Here is a 16,184-nt window from a genome sequence, read left to right as displayed (position 1 = left end):
CCCCGCCTGCCGTCCCGCAGCTAGCGGGCCGGTTTCCGCTCGATGGGATCGATATCGATCGCCCGCAGCCGGCCGAGCCGCAACACGTCCATGGCGAGCCGCCGGCCGATCCGGTCGCGGTCGAGCACGCGGATCAGATCATCCACGCCGTTGATCTCGACACCGTCCAGCTTGATGACGACGTCGCCGGGCAACAGCCCCGCCTTCGCCGCCGGGCCGTCCTGCTCGATCTGCATCAAGAGCGCGCCCATCTTGTTCTCGACGCCGGCCAGCACCGCATGCCGCCGCGGGACCGGCGCGGTCTGCCCGGCAACACCGATAAAGGCGCGGCGGACATAGCCGTGGCGGATGATCTCCGACAGTACGAATTGCGCCGTGTTGCTCGCAACCGCAAAGCAGATGCCCTGCGCACCATTGATGATAGCCGTGTTGATGCCGATCACCTCGGCATTCGACGACACCAGCGGCCCGCCCGAATTGCCGGGATTGAGCGCGGCATCGGTCTGGATCACGTCCTCAATGGTCCGGCCGCTGACCGAGCGGATCGAGCGCCCGAGCGCAGAAACCACGCCGGCGGTGACGGTCGATTCGAAACCGAGCGGGTTGCCGATCGCGATCACGAGCTGGCCGCGCCGCAGCGTTTTGGAATTGCCAAGCGCGGCATAGGGCAAGTCGCGCACGCCGTTGGCGCGCAGGAGCGCGAGATCCGTATCGGGATCGACGCCCAGCACGCGCGCATCGCCAACATGACCTTCGACGTCCCGCAGCCGGATCTCCTTGGCCGAGCCGACCACGTGGCTGTTGGTAAGTACGAGGCCGTCAGGCGAGATCACGATGCCGGAGCCGAGCCCGCCGCGCTCGCGGCCGTTCGGCGTCTTTGGTCCGGTCTCGACGCGCACGACGGCGGGACCGACGCGGTCGGTCACATCGATCAAAGCGTTGGAATAGGCGTCCAGCAGGGCCCGGTCATCGACCGGAGCAGATTCTGTCGTTCGCGATGACGGTGCGTCATCGACGATATCTGAAGTGAAATCCAGCATGGCAAAAGTCCTTGAGGCTCACACAGATGGTGGCCTGTTCCATCGGGCGCAAGGTGCACGCCCGGGGTGCAAGGCTGGACTGCCCAGATGGCTAGGGCGCGCGCCGCAACGTGCCGCCCCTGGCTTTGACCGGATCGAGCAGCGACCAGTCGCCATCCGGGAGCACGTAGCCCTTGGGAAACGGTGCACGCAACTCCAGCCCGAGCGAGCGCAGCACGCGGTCGTCGCGGTAGTAGCATTGCAGCACAACGCGCACGAGCGTTGCCGCGGCCGCGCCGCCTTTCTTGCGAAACTCCTGCGCCACGGCATCGCGCTTCGTCGCGTCGAGCTCGGCGAGCGACCCACCGGCCAGGCGCGCCAGATGGTCCAGCGCCGCCGTCACCATCTTGGTGTCGCGGCCGAGCGTCGCGAGTATATCTGCCTGGATCGCAGCGTCGTCAGCGCCGGGCACCTTGTATTCGTCGCTGGCGGGCACGATCATCGCGGCGATGGTGCGGAGGTCGTCGCGTTGAGCGCGCGTGAGTTGAAGACTTTCGGACATGTCGGCCTCAGTCGAACAGGTTGGCGAGACGCTGCTTCATCTGGTCGGCGATGTAGAGCGCGAGGGCCTGGATTGTGGAGGTCGGGTTCACGCCACCCGAGGTGACGAAGATGCTGCCGTCGACGATGAAGAGGTTCTTGACGTCGTGCGTGCGGCCCCATTCGTTGACGACGGAGCGCTGGGGGTCTGTGCCCATCCGCGCGGTGCCAAGCAGATGCCAGCCGCCCCATGGGATCGGGGAGTTGACGCAGATGTCGGTGGCGCCCGCCATCTCCAGAACCTCGCGACCGCGGGCGAGCGCATGGTCCATCATCTTCCGGCTGTTCTCGGAGATCGTGTAGTCGATCCTCGGGGCGGGAATGCCGTGGCTGTCCTTCAGCACGGGATCGAGCGTGACCTGGTTGTGCTGCTCCGGCAGGTCCTCGCAGATCGCGGAGAAGCCAAGCCGATGGCCGTTGAGCTTGCGGAAGACGCGGTGGTGATCTTCACCCCAGGGCAGAATGCCCTTCTGCTCGCTGACCACAGCCTCGAACACCGGCCCGGCGCCACGCACGAACTGGACGCCATAGCCGCGCACGAAGCCGCGCGACAGGTCGGTGTCGTACCACTCCTTGCTCCACAGACAGGTCGGCGGCGCGCGATTAGAGTCGGTCGGCTCCTTCACATAGCCGTAGATCTGCGCATAGGGGTGGAACATCAAATTCTTGCCGACAAGGCCCGACGAATTGGCAAGGCCGTTCGGGAAGCGGTCGGATTTGGAGTTGAGCAGCAGCCGCGGCGTGCCCACGCCGTTGCAGGCGATGATCACGACATGCGCGGGCTGGAACTGCTCGATGCCGTCCTTGTCGTAATACACCACGCCCGTGGCCATGCCGTTCTCGTCGGTCGTGATCTCGCGCACCCGGCAATGCGTGCGCAGCTCGACGCCGGCCCGAACCGCATGCGGCCAATAGGTGATGTCGGTCGAGGATTTTGCGCCTTGTGCGCAGGCGGGCGTGCAATGGCCGAGATTGATGCAGCGCGCCCGCCCCTCATAGTCCATGGTCGCGACCGTCGTATCCGACGGCCACCAGTGCCAGCCGAGCTTGTTCATGGCCTTGGCGACGATGGCGCCAGACAGGCCCATCGGCTGCTGGGGCATCGGCGGATGCGTCAGCGGCGACAGCGGATCGCCTGACAGGCCAGACGTGCCCATCATGCGGTCGTTCTCTTCGAAGAACGGTGTCAGCGCATCCTAGTCGATCGGCCAGTCGTCAGCGACACCGTCGAGCGTCTTCACCTTGAAATCGGAAGGATGCAGCCGCGGCCAGTGCGCGGTGTACATCACCGTCGAGCCCCCGACCGCGTTATAATTCACGACCTTGATCGGGGAATTGTCGTCGTTAACAGGATAGTCCTCGGGCCGGCCGCGGATATTGGGGCTCGACGACCACTCGCCGAAGAACCTGGCCTCCCAGTCCCGGCCCGTGCTCGGATATTCCGCCGGGTTCATCCAGCCGCCCTGCTCCAGGCAGAGAATGTGCATCTTGGTCTCGGCCAACGACCACGCCACTGCCGCGCCTGAAGCGCCAGCGCCGATGATCAGGACGTCCACGGGGTCTTTCATCGAAAAGTCTTCCTCCCGCCCTCGCCACTTCCCGGGCGATTCGGCCATCACGGCTCACAAGGCCATCAAACGATAGGGGCAGACCGGCCGGCGAGTAAAGGCTGGCTGGCGAATGTCGCACTTCGCACAGCGCAGACCATTGGTCTCGCGTCTGCCGGATGCTAGGAACGAGGAGCAAGAGCAATCGATAGCGAGAAATTATGTCCTTCGAATATTCATTGGCCGCTGCCCGCGCCTTCGCGCTTGTTTTATTTCTCGCTCTTTCCGGATTTTTGGGGACCTCCAGTCCTGCCACCGCGCTGACTGCGGCCGCGACGGTCCGGGATGCCAATTCGATCCAGCTTGGCGACATCACCTACCGGCTCGATGGCGTCGACGCGCCCGAGTTGGACCAGGTCTGCATCGACGACCACGCCGATCCCTGGACCTGCGGCATCGAGGCCCGCGACCAGCTCGCCAAGCTGATCGGCGGCAAGCCGGTGCGCTGTGACGACGTCGGTCCCGAGAAGAATTTCGGCAAGCGCCACCGCGCGATCTGCACGGTCGAGGGCGAGAAGGTATCATTGAACGAGCAACTCGTCAGGCTGGGCTTCGCCATCGCGCGCGAGCCTCTCAAGGCCAATGTCAAGCCGGCGGCCGCCGAGGCGAAGACGGCGTCATCAGGCATCTGGAAGGGCTGCTTTGTTGCACCGCAAGAATTCCGTACCGGCAAGAAGGACGGCTCCCTGCTGGGCGCCGCCTGCCGCCCCGACCGCGACAAGGAGATTCGGGCGGTGCTGTTTCCGGAGGAGCTGACGGCGCCGCCGAGCTGCACCATCAAAGGTAAGCTCGCGGTGCGCGCCCGCGTCACCGGCAATATCGGCATTTATCACTTGAGGGGCTGCCCGAGCTATGCCGCAACGACCAAGCCGGACCGCTGGTTCTGCTCGGAGGACGACGCCCAGGCCTCCGGCTTCCGCAAGGCGTACAACTGCCGCCGGCCAAAGTGAACATTTTGGTTCACGCACCCGTGAGTAGTAGTCCGAGACCGTATTGATCCGGAATTGAACTGAATCGGGAGTTGCCGCACCTATATGTGTACGCAAGCGCTTTGCGCGGGCGTTTCCTTGGCAGACGATCCTCATCGGATTGTCCTTGCTCGGGCGTTTCCTCCCTAGACTTGGGCCGCTTGTCATAACAAGCGGCTCTTCTTTTTTGTGCAGCGCTAGCTGTGCATCCGGATGAACTGATCCATCGGCGGCATGTTCTGGTTGAGATGCGCCATGATCCAGACGGTGCCACCGACCACCAGGAAAACGACCAGCAGCCCGAAGGCCAGCGCCAGCACGTTGTTGGTGTTGTCGGGTCCCGTGGTGATGTGCAGGAAGAAGACGAGGTGCACGCCCATCTGCGCGATCGCGAGCACGATCAGCGCGACGGGGATCGAAGGCTGCCAGACCAGATCCGTGCCGGCGATGAAGAACGAGGTCGCGGTGAGCAGCAGCGCGAGACCCAGGCCGACGACGTAGCCGACGATGCGCTCACCGACGCTGTGCTGCTCTTCTTCGCCCGGCGCGAGGTCATGTTCGATGTGCGTCTGATCGCTCATACGCCACTCCCAAGCAAGTAGACCACGGAAAAGACTCCAACCCAAATGATGTCGAGCGCGTGCCAGAACAGCGCAAAGCACATCATCCGGCGCAGCACATCGGCGCGAAAGCCCTTGGCAAAGACCTGTGCCATCATGGTGAGCAGCCAAAGCACGCCTGCCGAGACATGCAGGCCGTGGCAGCCGACCAGTGAGAAGAACGCGCTCAGGAAGGCGCTGCGCGACGGGCCATAGCCGCGGGAGACGAGATCGGCGAACTCCCTCAACTCGATGGCGAGGAAGATCAGCCCCAGCACGCAAGTTACGGCCATGCCGAGATAGAACCAGAACCGGTTGCGCACGTCGGCGGCGATGCTGGCCATACCGCACGTGAAACTCGACAGCAGCAGGCAGACGGTTTCGATCGCGACGTTGCGCTGCTCGAAAATCTCCGAGCCCTTCGGACCGTCGGCGGTCTGGCTGACCAGCACGGCGTAGGCCGCAAAAAAGCAGGAGAACATCACGATGTCGGAGAGCAGGAACACCCAGAAGCCATAGGCGGTCACGATCCGCTTCGGCGCGGGCCCGCGATGCTCGATGACAACACCGATGTGATGAGGATCGGCATGCGCGCGGCCGACGGTCGCGGTCATCGACATCAGATTGCCCCCGCCATGCTGACAAGGTTGCGCCGTTCCTCGAGATTGGCGCGGTCGATCGCGGCGACCTCCGCGGCCGGGATGACGTATTCGTCATGGTCGCGCCAGGCGAACACGACGAAGGTCGCGAAGGCGCCAATGCCGCCCAAAATCACCATCCACCAGATGTGCCAGATCAACGCAAAGCCCATGATCGCGGCGAAAAACGCGCAGACGAAGCCGGTCGGCGAGTTCCTGGGCATCTCGATGTCGTGATATTCGGGCACTTCGTGTTCGAGCGATTGCTGCTGGGCCGCGATCTTCATGTCCCAATAGGCGTCCTCGCCGCGGACATCAGGATGGAAGGCGAAGTTGAACACCGGCGGCGGCGAGGAGGTCGCCCATTCCAGCGACCGGCCGTCCCAGGGGTCGCCGGTGCGGTCGCGCAAGGCCTCGCGATTACGGATGCTGACGACGAGCTGCATGATCTGGCAGATCACGCCGATCGACAGCACGGCCATGCCGATTGCTGCCACGATCATCCACGGCCGCCACGCCGCGACGTCATAATGCTGCAAGCGCCGCGTCATGCCGAGCATGCCGGCAACATAGAGCGGCACGAAGGTGATGTAGAAGCCGAGGAAGGTAAACCAGAACGCCCGCTTGCCCCAGCGCTCGTCAAGCCGAAAGCCGAAGGCCTTCGGAAACCAGTATTCGAAGCCGGCAAAGGCGCCGAACAGCACGCCGCCGATGATCACGTTGTGGAAGTGGGCGACCAGGAACATGCTGTTGTGGAGCATGAAATCCGCCGGCGGCACCGCGACCAGAACGCCGGTCAATCCGCCGATGATGAAGGTGACCATGAAGCCGACCGCCCACAGCATCGGCGTCGCAAAACGGATGCGACCGCCATACATCGTGAACAGCCAGTTGTAGATCTTCACGCCCGTCGGCACCGCGATGATCATGCTCGCGATGCCGAAGATGGCGTTGACGTCGGGGCCTGCGCCCATCGTAAAGAAGTGATGCAGCCAGACCATGAAGGAGATGACGCAGATCGCCATGGTGGCCAGCACCATGGAGCGATAGCCGAATAGCGCCTTGCCGGAGAAGGTCGAGACCACCTCGGAGAAGATGCCGAAGGCCGGCAGCACGAGGATGTAGACCTCCGGATGCCCCCAGGCCCAGATCAGGTTCATGAACATCATGACGTTGCCGCCGGCCTCGTTGGTGAAGAAATGGAAGCCGAGGTAACGGTCGAGCAGCAGCATCGCCAGCGTCGCGGTGAGGATCGGGAACGCCGCGACGATGAGGAGGTTCGAAGCGAGCGTGGTCCAGCAGAACATCGGCATGCGCAGATAGTTCATGCCCTTGGTCCGCAGCTTCAGCACTGTCGTGACAAGGTTGATGCCTGCCACCAGCGTGCCGACGCCTGATATCTGGAGCGACCAGGCGTAATAATCGACACCTACTCCAGGCGAGTAAGACAGCTCCGAGAGCGGTGGAAAGGCAAGCCAGCCGGTGCGGGCGAACTCACCGATCACGAGCGAGAGATTGACCAGCAAGGCACCTGTCGCGGTGAGCCAGAAGCCGACCGAATTGAGCGTCGGAAACGCGACGTCGCGCACGCCGAGCTGAAGTGGCACCACCAAATTCATCAGTCCGATCACGAACGGCATCGCCACGAAGAAGATCATGATGGTGCCATGCGCAGAAAAGATCTGGTTGTAGTGCTCCGGCGGCAGATAGCCTTGCGATTGATAGGCGATCGCCTGCTGGACCCGCATCATGATGGCATCGCTGCCGCCGCGCAGCAGCATCACCGAGGCCAGCAGGATGTACATCACGCCAATGCGCTTGTGATCGACGCTGGTGATCCATTCGTGCCAGAGATAGGACAGATGCCCTTTCACGACGACCCAGATCAGCACGGCGAGGATCGCAACCAGCACCACGCCACCCGCTATCAGCGGAATCGGCTGATCGAACGGAATGGCCGACCAGTCGAGCTTACCGAGCATCAACGCCTCCACTGTGGGGACGGCCGGCATCGGAGAGGAGCTCCGGCCCCGGTCCCGGCGGAATGTGCTGGGTTGCTATCAGGTCGAACAGGCGGGGATCGTCCAGCCGATAGGTCGGCCTACCCTTCTCGATGCCCTGCTGCATCAGCTTCTTGTAGCTGTCCTCGTTCAGCACGGCATCGCTTTTCGCCGTGCCCGCCACCCAATCAGGGAAGGCGAGCGGCGAGATCACGTTGACGTCGAACATCATGTCCGGAAAGCCATCGCCGGAAAAATGTGCCGAGAGGCCTTGCAGCTTGCCCTCATTGTCAGCACGCAGGTTCAACCTCGTCACCATGCCGTTCATGGTGTAGATCATGCTGCCGAGCTGCGGGATGAAGAACACGTTCATCACGCTCGACGATGTCAGCTGGAAATTGAGCTCAGCGCCTGCGGGTACTGTCAACGTGTTGACGGTGGCGATCCGCTGGTCCGGATAGATGAAAAGCCACTTCCAGTCGAGCGACACTGCCTGAATGCGCACCGGGCTGCCGGTGCCTGGCACGGGCGCTCTCGGATCGAGCTGGTGCGAGCCGATCCAGGCGACGCCGCCGAGCAGGATGACCGTTAGCGCGGGGATCGCCCACACCACCATCTCGACGCGGCCGGAATAGACGAAGTCAGGCTGAAAGCGTGCTTTCGTGTTGGAGGCGCGAAACCAGAACGCAAAAGCGAGGATCGCGAAAATGGTTGGCACCACGATCGCGAGCATGATGAAGACGGAATCGACCAGGATGGTGCTGTTGGCGGCAGCCACCGGCCCTTGTGGATCGAGCAGATTCATCGGCAAGCCACTGGCGATTGGGAGACCCCGACGACGACGGTAACGCGAAAAGCGCTCCAGCCACAAACGCAGTTGCGTGAAGACGGTTCCGAGCAGTTGCTGCTCAACCGCAGCTCATCTCGTCCGGCGGCATGCAATTCCGTGCGATGTCAATGACATCGACGCGGGACGGCGGGCCTTCTCACCCAGGCGGCGCGTTGCTAGTTTGCACGAAAATATCGGGATGAAACGACATGCAGGGCCCTGAGGACGATGCCGGCCTCGCCGGCAAGGTGGCGCTGATCAGCGGCGGTGGCGCCGCTGGTGACGGCATCGGCAACGGTCGCGCCGCAGCAATTCTGCTGGCCCGCGCCGGCGTAAAGGTGCTGGTCGCCGATCTCGACCTCAAGCTCGCCGAGCGCACCGTCGAGATGATCAAAGCCGAGGGCGGCACGGCCGCGCCCCACGGCGGTGACGTCACCAGCGAAGGTGATTGCAAACAGCTCGTCGACGCCGCACTCGACCGCTGGGGTCGGCTCGATTTCCTTGACAACAATGTCGGCATCGGCAGCCGCGGCAGCGTGGTCGACGAGGCACCCGAGCAATATCGCCGCGTCATGCAGGTCAATGTCGAGACCATGTTCCTACTGTCGAAGCATGCGATTCCCGCCATGATCAAAACCGCCAAGGGCGGCGCGATCGTCAATATCTCCTCGATCTCCGCGCTACGGCCGCGCGGGCTCACGACCTACACGACCTCCAAGGCGGCCATCATTGGCCTCACGCGCGCGATGGCGGTCGATCACGGCCGCGACAACATCCGTGTCAACTGCATCTGCCCCGGGCCGATGTACACGCCGATGGTCTATGCCCGCGGCATGAGCGAGCAGGCGCGCGCCAACCGCGCCAGGGCCTCCCTGCTCAAGACCGAAGGCACCGGCTGGGACGTCGGCCATGCCGTCAAATTTCTGCTCAGCAATTTCGCGCGCTACATCACCGGCCAGGTGCTGGTGGTCGACGGCGGCGTCACGCTGCAGGCGCCCGAACGCGAGTCACAAGAACACTAGAGGAAACACAATGGCCCGCCTGCCCTATCTCGAGGCCGACCAGGTCGCGCCCGAATATCGCGATATGCTCAAGCGCAACACCAACCTGCACAAGCTGCTGGTCAACTCACCGGAGATGGCGCGCGCTTTCAACGGCATCGGCGGCTACATCCGCTTCAAGAGCAAGCTCGACCCGCGCCTGCGGGAGCTGGCGATCCTCCAGGTCGGCTGGATGGAGAAGTCGGAATACGAGTTCACGCACCACGTGAAGATCGGCAAGGAGTTCGGCGTTACAGACGAAGACATCGCCGGCCTGATGGCGGAGACCGAGGGCAAGCCGTCGAAGCTCGAGCCGCTCGCCAAGTCGATCCTGAAAGGCGCCCGCGAAATGGTGCGGGACCTTGCGATGTCGGACGCAACTTTCGCCGAACTCAAGCAGCATCTCTCCGACGAGCACATGGTCGACCTTGTGCTCACCATCGCCTTTTATTGTGGTGTGGTACGCGTGCTCGCTACCATGAAGATCGACAACGAGCCTTATTACAAAGAGGTACTCCAGCAGTACCCGATCCCGGGAGTGAATTGACATGCGCATGAAAGACAAGGTTGCGATCGTGGTCGGTGCCGGCCAGAGCCCCGGCGAAGGCATGGGCAACGGCCGCGCCACCGCGCTGACCTTCGCGCGCGAGGGCGCGAAGGTGTTGTGCGTCGATCACCATCTGGAATCGGCGCAGGAGACCGTCGATCTGATCGTTGCGAAGCAAGGCACCGCAGCAGCCTTCAAGGCCGACGTGACAAAGTCTGCCGACATCAAGGCGATGGTCGCCGACGCCAAATCGCGCTGGGGCCGGATCGACGTCCTGCACAACAATGTCGGCGTGAGCCTCGCCGGCGGCGATGCCGAGCTGCTGCAAATCACCGAGGAAGCATTCGACCGCGTGGTCGCGATCAATCTGAAGAGCTGTATCCTCGCCGCCAAAGAAGTGATCCCGATCATGCGCGCGCAGAAGGGCGGGGTCATCATCAACATCTCGTCGATGGCGGCGATCACCACCTATCCTTACGTCGCCTACAAGGCGACGAAATCGGCGATGATCGCCTTCACCGAACAGCTCGCCTACCAGAACGCCGAATACGGCATCCGCGCCAACGTCATCCTGCCCGGCCTGATGAACACGCCGATGGCTGTCGATACCCGCGCCCGCGAATGGCACAAGAGCCGAGCCGAAGTCGAAGCCGAGCGCGACAACAAGGTGCCGCTGCGCAAGAAGATGGGTACGGGCTGGGACGTCGCCAATGCCGCCCTGTTTCTCGCGTCGGATGAGGCGAATTTCATCACCGGCGTGACGTTGCCGGTGGATGGCGGAGCGAGTGTGCGGCGGGGATAGGTCGCAGCGCGATTGCTAGTGCCTCACCCGCCAGATCGATCCGCCGGTATCTTCCGAGATCAGCAGCGACCCATCCTTCGCGACCGCAATTCCAACCGGTCGTCCCCACACCTGACTGTCATTCACGACGAAGCCCGTGACAAAATCCTCGTACTCGCCGGTCGGCTTGCCGTCCTTCATCCGGATGCGGATCACCTTGTAGCCGGTGCGCTTCGACCGGTTCCACGAGCCATGCTCGGCGGCGAAGGCGTCGCCCTGATATTCGGACGGAAACAGCGCGCCCTGGTAGAAGGTCATGCCGAGCGAGGCCGAATGCGGCTGCACCAGCACATCGGGTACCGTCACCTTGTCCTTGAGGTCCGGCCGCGCGCCGGCATGACGCGGGTCTTCGTTGTTGCCGATGTAGAACCACGGCCAGCCGTAGAAGCCACCCTCCTTTACGCTGGTGACATAGTCGGGCACGAGATCGTCGCCGAGGCCATCGCGCTCGTTGGTCGAGCACCACGGCATGCCGGTCTGCGGCTGGATCGCGAGGCCGACACAATTGCGGATGCCGGTGGCATAGAGCTTGCGGTCCTTACCCTCTGGCGTGAATGAGAGCACCGCGGCACGCTCGGCCTCATAGCCCCAGGACGCGCCGAGCGCCTGCGAGCGCGCCCAGGCCTCGAGCCCACCGGGCGGGCTGCCCATGCCCTCGGCGACGTTGCTGACTGAACCGACCGACACCAGCATGCGCTTGCCGTCTGGCGTGAACACGATGTCGCGGGTCGAATGGCCCGATCCGTGTGCGAGATCCGCCACCACAACATCGGCCTTGCCCGAGGCCTTCAGGTCGCCGGCGTGATAGGGAAAGCGGACGACATTGCCGGTATTGGCGACGTAAACCCATTGCGGATTGTCGCCGTTCGGAAAGAAAGCGATCCCAAACGGGCGGCTCAGCCCGCTGGCAAAGACCTCGTTGGTCGCAACCTTGCCGCCCTCCCCGAGACGCAATACGCGAATGCGCCCCGGCCCGGTCTCGGCAACGAAGATATCGCCATTCGGCGCGACGCGAAGCACGCGGGCGTCGGAGAGGCCGTCGGCGAACAGCTCGATCTTGAATCCGTCAGGCACATCGGGTGTTGCGCTGCCACGCGACGTCACTCGCGTCGGATTTGAGACCGAGGGCGTGGCGCCGGGCTTGGCCAGATCCTGTGGGCGGATCAGCCTGATGGTACCGGGCTTGTCGGCCTGCCAGCTGCCATAGGCATCCTTGCCCCGCAGCACGGGCTCTCCTTGCGCGCCTGCACAGACGACCAACAGCCATGCGGCCACCATCATGTGCGAAACATGAATCTTCACGCCAGCTTCCTCCCGGACTTATCTGCCAAATCCCACGTCAGCTCATGCCCGCACGATGTGCAGATGGTGTGACCCATCGTACTGGAAAACGTCGCGGATCGGTGCAACAGATTGTAAGGGCACGGCCGCAGGTTGCGGTCATCAAGGCTGCGGCATCGGTGTCGCGATTGATGGGATGATCATGTGGGGATCGATCATATCGGAATGGGCGAGTCTGCTGCTGCGCTGGCTGCACGTGGTGGCCGCGATCGCCTGGATCGGAAGTTCCTTCTATTTCATCGCCCTCGACCTCAGCCTCAAGCCCAGGAGCGACCTGCCTGATGGCGTGCAGGGCGAGGCCTGGCAGGTCCATGGCGGCGGCTTCTACCGGATCACGAAATATCTGGTGGCCCCGAGCCAAATGCCGGACGAGTTGACCTGGTTCAAATGGGAGGCCTACACCACCTGGCTGTCCGGCTTCGCGCTGATGGTGGTGGTGTATTATCTCGACGCCGATTTGTTCCTGGTCGACAAGTCGATCCTCGACCTCACGCCGTTCCAGGCCGGGCTGTTCAGCTTCGGCAGCCTCGCACTGGCGTGGTTGCTTTACGAGGCCGCCTGCCGCACCGGGCTTGCGCAGCGCGAGCTGCCCTTCGCCGTCGGCGGCTATCTGTTCCTGGTCGCGCTGACCTACGCCTTTACCCATGTGCTGAGCGGCCGCGGCGCCTTCAACCAGATCGGCGCATTGATCGGCACCATCATGGTCGCCAACGTCTTCGCGGTGATCATTCCGAACCAGAAGAAAATCGTCGCGGCGCTTATCGCGGGTCAGGCGCCCGACCCGAAGCTCGGCAAGACCAGCAAGGAACGTTCGGTCCACAACAACTATCTGACCCTGCCCGTCGTCGTGCTGATGATCAGCAATCACTATCCCCTGCTCTACGCCACGCGCTTCAACTGGATCATCGTCGCGATCGTGCTGGCGCTGGGACCGGTGATCCGCCACTTCTTCAACGAAGGCCATGCCGGACGCAAATCGCCGTGGTGGGTGTGGGGCGTGGCGGCAGCGGGCGCGATCGCGATCCTCTTCCTCTCTGCAGCCGGACCACGCGAGGTCAAGACGGGCGCGCTCTCGGCGCAGCCCACCCTCGCCAATGTCGAGGAGATCGTGATGTCCCGCTGCAGCATGTGCCATGCGGCCGAGCCGGTCTGGGCCGGCATCGTGACCGCGCCGAAGGGCATTTTGCTCGATGCGCCCGAGCACATCCATCGCAACATCCGTCTGATCGGCCGCGTCGCGGCCTGGTCCAACGCGATGCCGCCGGGCAATATCACCGAAATGACCAGCGAGGAACGCGCCGTCCTCGCCGCCTATATCAGCGAGCAGGATCGCTGATCACAGCGCGGCGATGCCGCGTTTCGCGGAATGAAATTCCTGATCTCCCCTCGATTTGAAAATGACTCGAGCGCCTATCCGGCGTAGACAGGACTGGCGGCGCAGGCCGTCCAACGTCAGTTCGCAATTGCCGGGGAAATCGCAAGTGGCCCTCAAGAACGTCATCGGGATCGACCACGCCGTGGTCATGGTGAAAGACCTCGACAAGGCTGCCGAGAACTATCGCCAACTCGGCTTCACGCTTTCGCCGCGCGGCACCCACAGCGCGCATATGGGCACCGGCAACTACACCATCATGTTCGACCCTGATTATATGGAGCTGCTCGGCGTGCTGGTCGCAACCGAGCACAACGCGCCGGCGCGCGCCTTTGTCGAGCGACAGGGTGAAGGCATCGAACGCATCGCCTTCACCGCGATCGATTCCGCCGCCGGTGCCGAGGAAATCCGCGCACGCGGCTTCACGCCGATCGGCCCGACCGATTTCGAGCGACCGGTCACGCTGCCTGATGGCACGGTCTCGGCCGCAAAATTCCGCACCTTCATGTGGCCGACCGCGGAAGCGCCCGGCGGGGTGCGCATCTTCGCCTGTCAGCACAAGACCCGCGAGACGGTGTGGATTCCCGAGCTGATGAAACATGCGAACGCGGCCAAGCGGATTAGCCAAGTGCTGATCGCAGCGCCCGAGCCCGCAGCGGAAGCCGCGCATCTGGCGCGGCTGATCGATCGCGAGCCGAAGGCAGAGGCCGACGGCGCGGTGACGGTGACCTCAGGCGGCGACCGCGCCGACTTCGTCTATCTGACACTGGAGCAGCTCGGCCAACGCTATCCCGGCGTGCCGCTCGCTGGCCTCTCGGGGCGCGGCGGTGCGGCGCTGGTGCTCGTCAGCGGTGATCTCGCGGCGACCGAGAAGGCCCTCGGCCCCGCAGGCGTCCGTAGCGGTGCGGCGATCGTCGTGCCCCCGGCGAAGGCCAACGGCACCCTCCTTGCCTTCATCGCCGGCTGATTTGAAGCAATTCTTTAACGCGCGTTTACCTGGCGGCTTTAGGGTTCCCCTGAAGTCCAAGCCGCCCGGGGACACGCATGTTCAAAGAGGGATCGCCGATCGCTTACGACGCGCCGGCCGAGCTGAAGAAGTGGCCGTCGCTGAAGGGCGAGCGGCAGAAGGACCGTGGTCCGCCCTACCTCGTCTACAACGGCACGCTCGCCGACTGCGTCCGCGAGCTCATGGGCAAGCCCGTCAAGGGCATCTCGCTCTACGACATCATGACGAAGCCGCAAGCGGCCTTCGACCAGACGGTGCTGTCGCCCGGCGATGCCGCCGAGATCGCGATGCGCAAGGATTTTCCCAAGCCTTAGGCGGCGCCGACCTGCCGCAAGATCGTTTGCAGCTGTGAGCCCCTCGCGGTTTCCGTAGAACCGCGGGAGCGGCGCCCCGCGTTCCTGCGACGGGAACACCGTACTAACACCGGTGGTCTTTCGGAATCGCAGCTTCGCCGCAATTACGGTTAAGAAGTCCTTGTCGCCGGCACCCGCTGGTCGTTCCCCCACAGTTCGAGGACTCTTACCGAGATGCGATTTCTCGTCGCGGCTTGCGCTGCGTTCCTGCTTCTGATGTGCGACGTCGGCCCGGAGCCGACATGGCAAACCTCACATGTCGACCAGGCCACGCCGAAGTCCGACCGCGCGCCTTCGTTGGTGCCGATCGTCGAGCTGTTCCTCGCAAGTGTGCAGGCCATTGAACTTGCCAATGCGCGTGCCTCCTATGAGGAGACGATCGAGCGGGAGCCCGCCGTCGAAGCTGCCGTAGAGACTTCGCCTTCACCGACCGAACAATTCTGCCGCGCGCTCAAGGAAGCGGCCGAGGAGAGCGGCATTCCTGTGCCGTTCTTCGCCCGCCTGCTCTGGCAGGAGAGCCGTTTCAAATCCGACGAGGTCAGCCAGGCCGGCGCGCAAGGCGTTGCGCAATTCATGCCGGAGACCGCCGCTGAAATGGGGCTCGACGATCCCTTCGATCCCATGAAGGCGCTGCCCGCATCGGCAAGATTCCTGCGCAAGCTCCGCGACGATTTCGGCAATCTCGGCCTCGCCGCAGCCGCCTACAACGCCGGCCCCGGCCGCATCCAGAAATGGCTCGCCAAGGAGAGCGACTTGCCGCGCGAGACGCGCGACTATGTCCGCATCATCACCGGCACCAAAGCCGAAGACTGGATCGAGCGTTCGGATGCGCTGGCGATCCGGATCGACCTGCCGCGCGAGGCGCCTTGCGAGGGCGTCGGCAGCCTGTCCAAGATCAAGGACGTCGCCTGGGTGCCCGCGAATCTCACGCCGTCGACCGCCACCATCATTCGCAAGGCCGAGCAGCTGGCGGCGCGGCTCGCAGCAAACCGCGCCCGCAAGCACCTCGTGGCGCTGCTCCGCAAGGGCGGCGCAGCCCATGGCAAGGCGCGCAGCATGATCGCGGCCCGCGCCAAGGGGGCAAAGGCCCACACCATCCGTGTGGCGGCGCGCGAGCGGTCTTCGGGCTGAACGCCCCGCCGCGACCGAAACACGAAAACAACCCCATGCACAGTAGCTTGACGCCCCCGTCAGAACGGGGGCTTGCGCGCGGTCGACTGCTGAATTTCAGAAAATCACTTTGACTCGTCGGGCAAAACAGGAGCATGATGGCATCATCGCGAGATCAGCCCGTGTCCAGCCCTGCCCGATGATGGGCGCGCTCGACCCGGCAGCGCGACAACGCCTCGTCACCACCTGAAAATCCCAACCGCCGCGTCAGCAGACGCGCGATCGGCTTCGCTTGCCGCGAGGCCGCGCCCTGC

General features: G+C 63.7%; 15 protein-coding genes and 1 pseudogene. 8 read left to right on the top strand and 8 right to left on the bottom strand.

Annotation, left to right across the window (positions count from 1 at the left end):
* Nucleotides 1-20: 20 nt before the first annotated feature.
* The 3 genes and pseudogenes from XI06_RS32920 to XI06_RS32910 form a co-directional block, all read right to left on the bottom strand.
* Nucleotides 21-1,040 (bottom strand): S1C family serine protease, encoded by a 1,020-nt coding sequence (locus XI06_RS32920; protein WP_271607284.1) that lies wholly within the window; start codon nt 1,038-1,040, stop codon nt 21-23.
* Between the two features lie 91 nt (nt 1,041-1,131).
* Nucleotides 1,132-1,581 carry a hypothetical protein gene (locus XI06_RS32915; protein ID WP_237889515.1) on the bottom strand — a complete coding sequence of 150 codons (450 nt, stop codon included), beginning with the start codon at nt 1,579-1,581 and terminating at the stop codon, nt 1,132-1,134.
* A 7-nt stretch (nt 1,582-1,588) separates the two neighbouring features.
* Nucleotides 1,589-3,187, bottom strand: a pseudogene (locus XI06_RS32910) (GMC family oxidoreductase).
* A 200-nt stretch (nt 3,188-3,387) separates the two neighbouring features.
* Between XI06_RS32910 and XI06_RS32900 the strand changes: the two are divergent.
* Complete coding sequence (locus tag XI06_RS32900) at nt 3,388-4,176, top strand: thermonuclease family protein (RefSeq protein WP_271607281.1); 789 nt, start codon at nt 3,388-3,390, stop codon at nt 4,174-4,176.
* 215 nt (nt 4,177-4,391) lie between these two features.
* On the opposite strand, the gene cyoD is transcribed toward XI06_RS32900, so the two are convergent.
* Genes cyoD through XI06_RS32880 form a run of 4 tightly spaced genes read right to left on the bottom strand, consistent with a single transcriptional unit; the run spans nt 4,392 to nt 8,236 of the window.
* A complete protein-coding gene (cyoD, locus tag XI06_RS32895; protein WP_237863543.1) occupies nt 4,392-4,775 on the bottom strand; it encodes a cytochrome o ubiquinol oxidase subunit IV in 384 nt (127 codons plus the stop codon).
* The gene (locus XI06_RS32890) at nt 4,772-5,413 is read right to left on the bottom strand and encodes a cytochrome (ubi)quinol oxidase subunit III (RefSeq protein WP_237863542.1); all 642 of its coding nucleotides are present in this window, start codon (nt 5,411-5,413) and stop codon (nt 4,772-4,774) included. The genes cyoD and XI06_RS32890 overlap by 4 nt, the downstream gene beginning before the upstream one ends.
* On the bottom strand, nt 5,413-7,413 hold the full coding sequence (gene cyoB / locus XI06_RS32885) for a cytochrome o ubiquinol oxidase subunit I (protein ID WP_237863541.1): 2,001 nt from the start codon (nt 7,411-7,413) through the stop codon (nt 5,413-5,415). The genes XI06_RS32890 and cyoB overlap by 1 nt, the downstream gene beginning before the upstream one ends.
* Nucleotides 7,403-8,236, bottom strand: coding sequence for a cytochrome ubiquinol oxidase subunit II (locus XI06_RS32880; protein ID WP_237863540.1), 834 nt, complete (start codon nt 8,234-8,236; stop codon nt 7,403-7,405). The genes cyoB and XI06_RS32880 overlap by 11 nt, the downstream gene beginning before the upstream one ends.
* 233 nt (nt 8,237-8,469) lie before the next feature.
* On the opposite strand from XI06_RS32880, the gene XI06_RS32875 reads away from it, so the two are divergent.
* Genes XI06_RS32875 through XI06_RS32865 form a run of 3 tightly spaced genes read left to right on the top strand, consistent with a single transcriptional unit; the run spans nt 8,470 to nt 10,649 of the window.
* Entirely contained in the window at nt 8,470-9,282 is an 813-nt protein-coding gene (locus XI06_RS32875) for an SDR family NAD(P)-dependent oxidoreductase (RefSeq protein ID WP_237863539.1), read from the top strand.
* A 10-nt stretch (nt 9,283-9,292) separates the two neighbouring features.
* Nucleotides 9,293-9,847, top strand: coding sequence for a carboxymuconolactone decarboxylase family protein (locus XI06_RS32870; RefSeq protein ID WP_237863538.1), 555 nt, complete (start codon nt 9,293-9,295; stop codon nt 9,845-9,847).
* A gap of 1 nt (nt 9,848) precedes the next feature.
* Nucleotides 9,849-10,649 carry an SDR family NAD(P)-dependent oxidoreductase gene (locus XI06_RS32865; protein ID WP_237863537.1) on the top strand — a complete coding sequence of 267 codons (801 nt, stop codon included), beginning with the start codon at nt 9,849-9,851 and terminating at the stop codon, nt 10,647-10,649.
* A 15-nt stretch (nt 10,650-10,664) separates the two neighbouring features.
* On the opposite strand, the gene XI06_RS32860 is transcribed toward XI06_RS32865, so the two are convergent.
* Nucleotides 10,665-11,969 (bottom strand): PQQ-dependent sugar dehydrogenase, encoded by a 1,305-nt coding sequence (locus tag XI06_RS32860; RefSeq protein WP_237889660.1) that lies wholly within the window; start codon nt 11,967-11,969, stop codon nt 10,665-10,667.
* 202 nt (nt 11,970-12,171) lie between these two features.
* Between XI06_RS32860 and XI06_RS32855 the strand changes: the two genes are divergently transcribed.
* From XI06_RS32855 to XI06_RS32840, 4 genes are all read left to right on the top strand, one after another.
* A complete protein-coding gene (locus XI06_RS32855; protein WP_237889511.1) occupies nt 12,172-13,365 on the top strand; it encodes a urate hydroxylase PuuD in 1,194 nt (397 codons plus the stop codon).
* A 145-nt stretch (nt 13,366-13,510) separates the two neighbouring features.
* Nucleotides 13,511-14,368 carry a VOC family protein gene (locus tag XI06_RS32850; protein WP_237863535.1) on the top strand — a complete coding sequence of 286 codons (858 nt, stop codon included), beginning with the start codon at nt 13,511-13,513 and terminating at the stop codon, nt 14,366-14,368.
* Nucleotides 14,369-14,445: 77 nt separating this feature from the next.
* On the top strand, nt 14,446-14,721 hold the full coding sequence (locus XI06_RS32845) for a hypothetical protein (protein WP_237889509.1): 276 nt from the start codon (nt 14,446-14,448) through the stop codon (nt 14,719-14,721).
* 213 nt (nt 14,722-14,934) lie between these two features.
* Entirely contained in the window at nt 14,935-15,891 is a 957-nt protein-coding gene (locus XI06_RS32840) for a lytic transglycosylase domain-containing protein (RefSeq protein WP_271607280.1), read from the top strand.
* Nucleotides 15,892-16,184 lie beyond the last annotated feature (293 nt).

The organism is Bradyrhizobium sp. CCBAU 11434 (assembly GCF_028128895.1).
Lineage (GTDB): Bacteria > Pseudomonadota > Alphaproteobacteria > Rhizobiales > Xanthobacteraceae > Bradyrhizobium > Bradyrhizobium zhengyangense.
The sequence above is the reverse complement of the archived record's forward strand: the minus strand, read 5'-3'. Positions and strand labels throughout refer to the sequence as shown.

Coding starts and splice junctions, on each gene's coding strand:
- XI06_RS32855 (WP_237889511.1), top strand. CDS start 12,172: ATGTGGGGATCGATCATATCGGAATGGGCGAGTCTGCTGCTGCGCTGG.
- XI06_RS32865 (WP_237863537.1), top strand. CDS start 9,849: ATGCGCATGAAAGACAAGGTTGCGATCGTGGTCGGTGCCGGCCAGAGC.
- XI06_RS32890 (WP_237863542.1), bottom strand. CDS start 5,413: ATGTCGATGACCGCGACCGTCGGCCGCGCGCATGCCGATCCTCATCAC.
- XI06_RS32860 (WP_237889660.1), bottom strand. CDS start 11,969: ATGATGGTGGCCGCATGGCTGTTGGTCGTCTGTGCAGGCGCGCAAGGA.
- XI06_RS32845 (WP_237889509.1), top strand. CDS start 14,446: ATGTTCAAAGAGGGATCGCCGATCGCTTACGACGCGCCGGCCGAGCTG.
- XI06_RS32840 (WP_271607280.1), top strand. CDS start 14,935: ATGCGATTTCTCGTCGCGGCTTGCGCTGCGTTCCTGCTTCTGATGTGC.
- cyoD (WP_237863543.1), bottom strand. CDS start 4,775: ATGAGCGATCAGACGCACATCGAACATGACCTCGCGCCGGGCGAAGAA.
- XI06_RS32875 (WP_237863539.1), top strand. CDS start 8,470: ATGCAGGGCCCTGAGGACGATGCCGGCCTCGCCGGCAAGGTGGCGCTG.
- XI06_RS32870 (WP_237863538.1), top strand. CDS start 9,293: ATGGCCCGCCTGCCCTATCTCGAGGCCGACCAGGTCGCGCCCGAATAT.
- XI06_RS32915 (WP_237889515.1), bottom strand. CDS start 1,581: ATGTCCGAAAGTCTTCAACTCACGCGCGCTCAACGCGACGACCTCCGC.
- XI06_RS32900 (WP_271607281.1), top strand. CDS start 3,388: ATGTCCTTCGAATATTCATTGGCCGCTGCCCGCGCCTTCGCGCTTGTT.
- XI06_RS32880 (WP_237863540.1), bottom strand. CDS start 8,236: ATGAATCTGCTCGATCCACAAGGGCCGGTGGCTGCCGCCAACAGCACC.
- XI06_RS32920 (WP_271607284.1), bottom strand. CDS start 1,040: ATGCTGGATTTCACTTCAGATATCGTCGATGACGCACCGTCATCGCGA.
- cyoB (WP_237863541.1), bottom strand. CDS start 7,413: ATGCTCGGTAAGCTCGACTGGTCGGCCATTCCGTTCGATCAGCCGATT.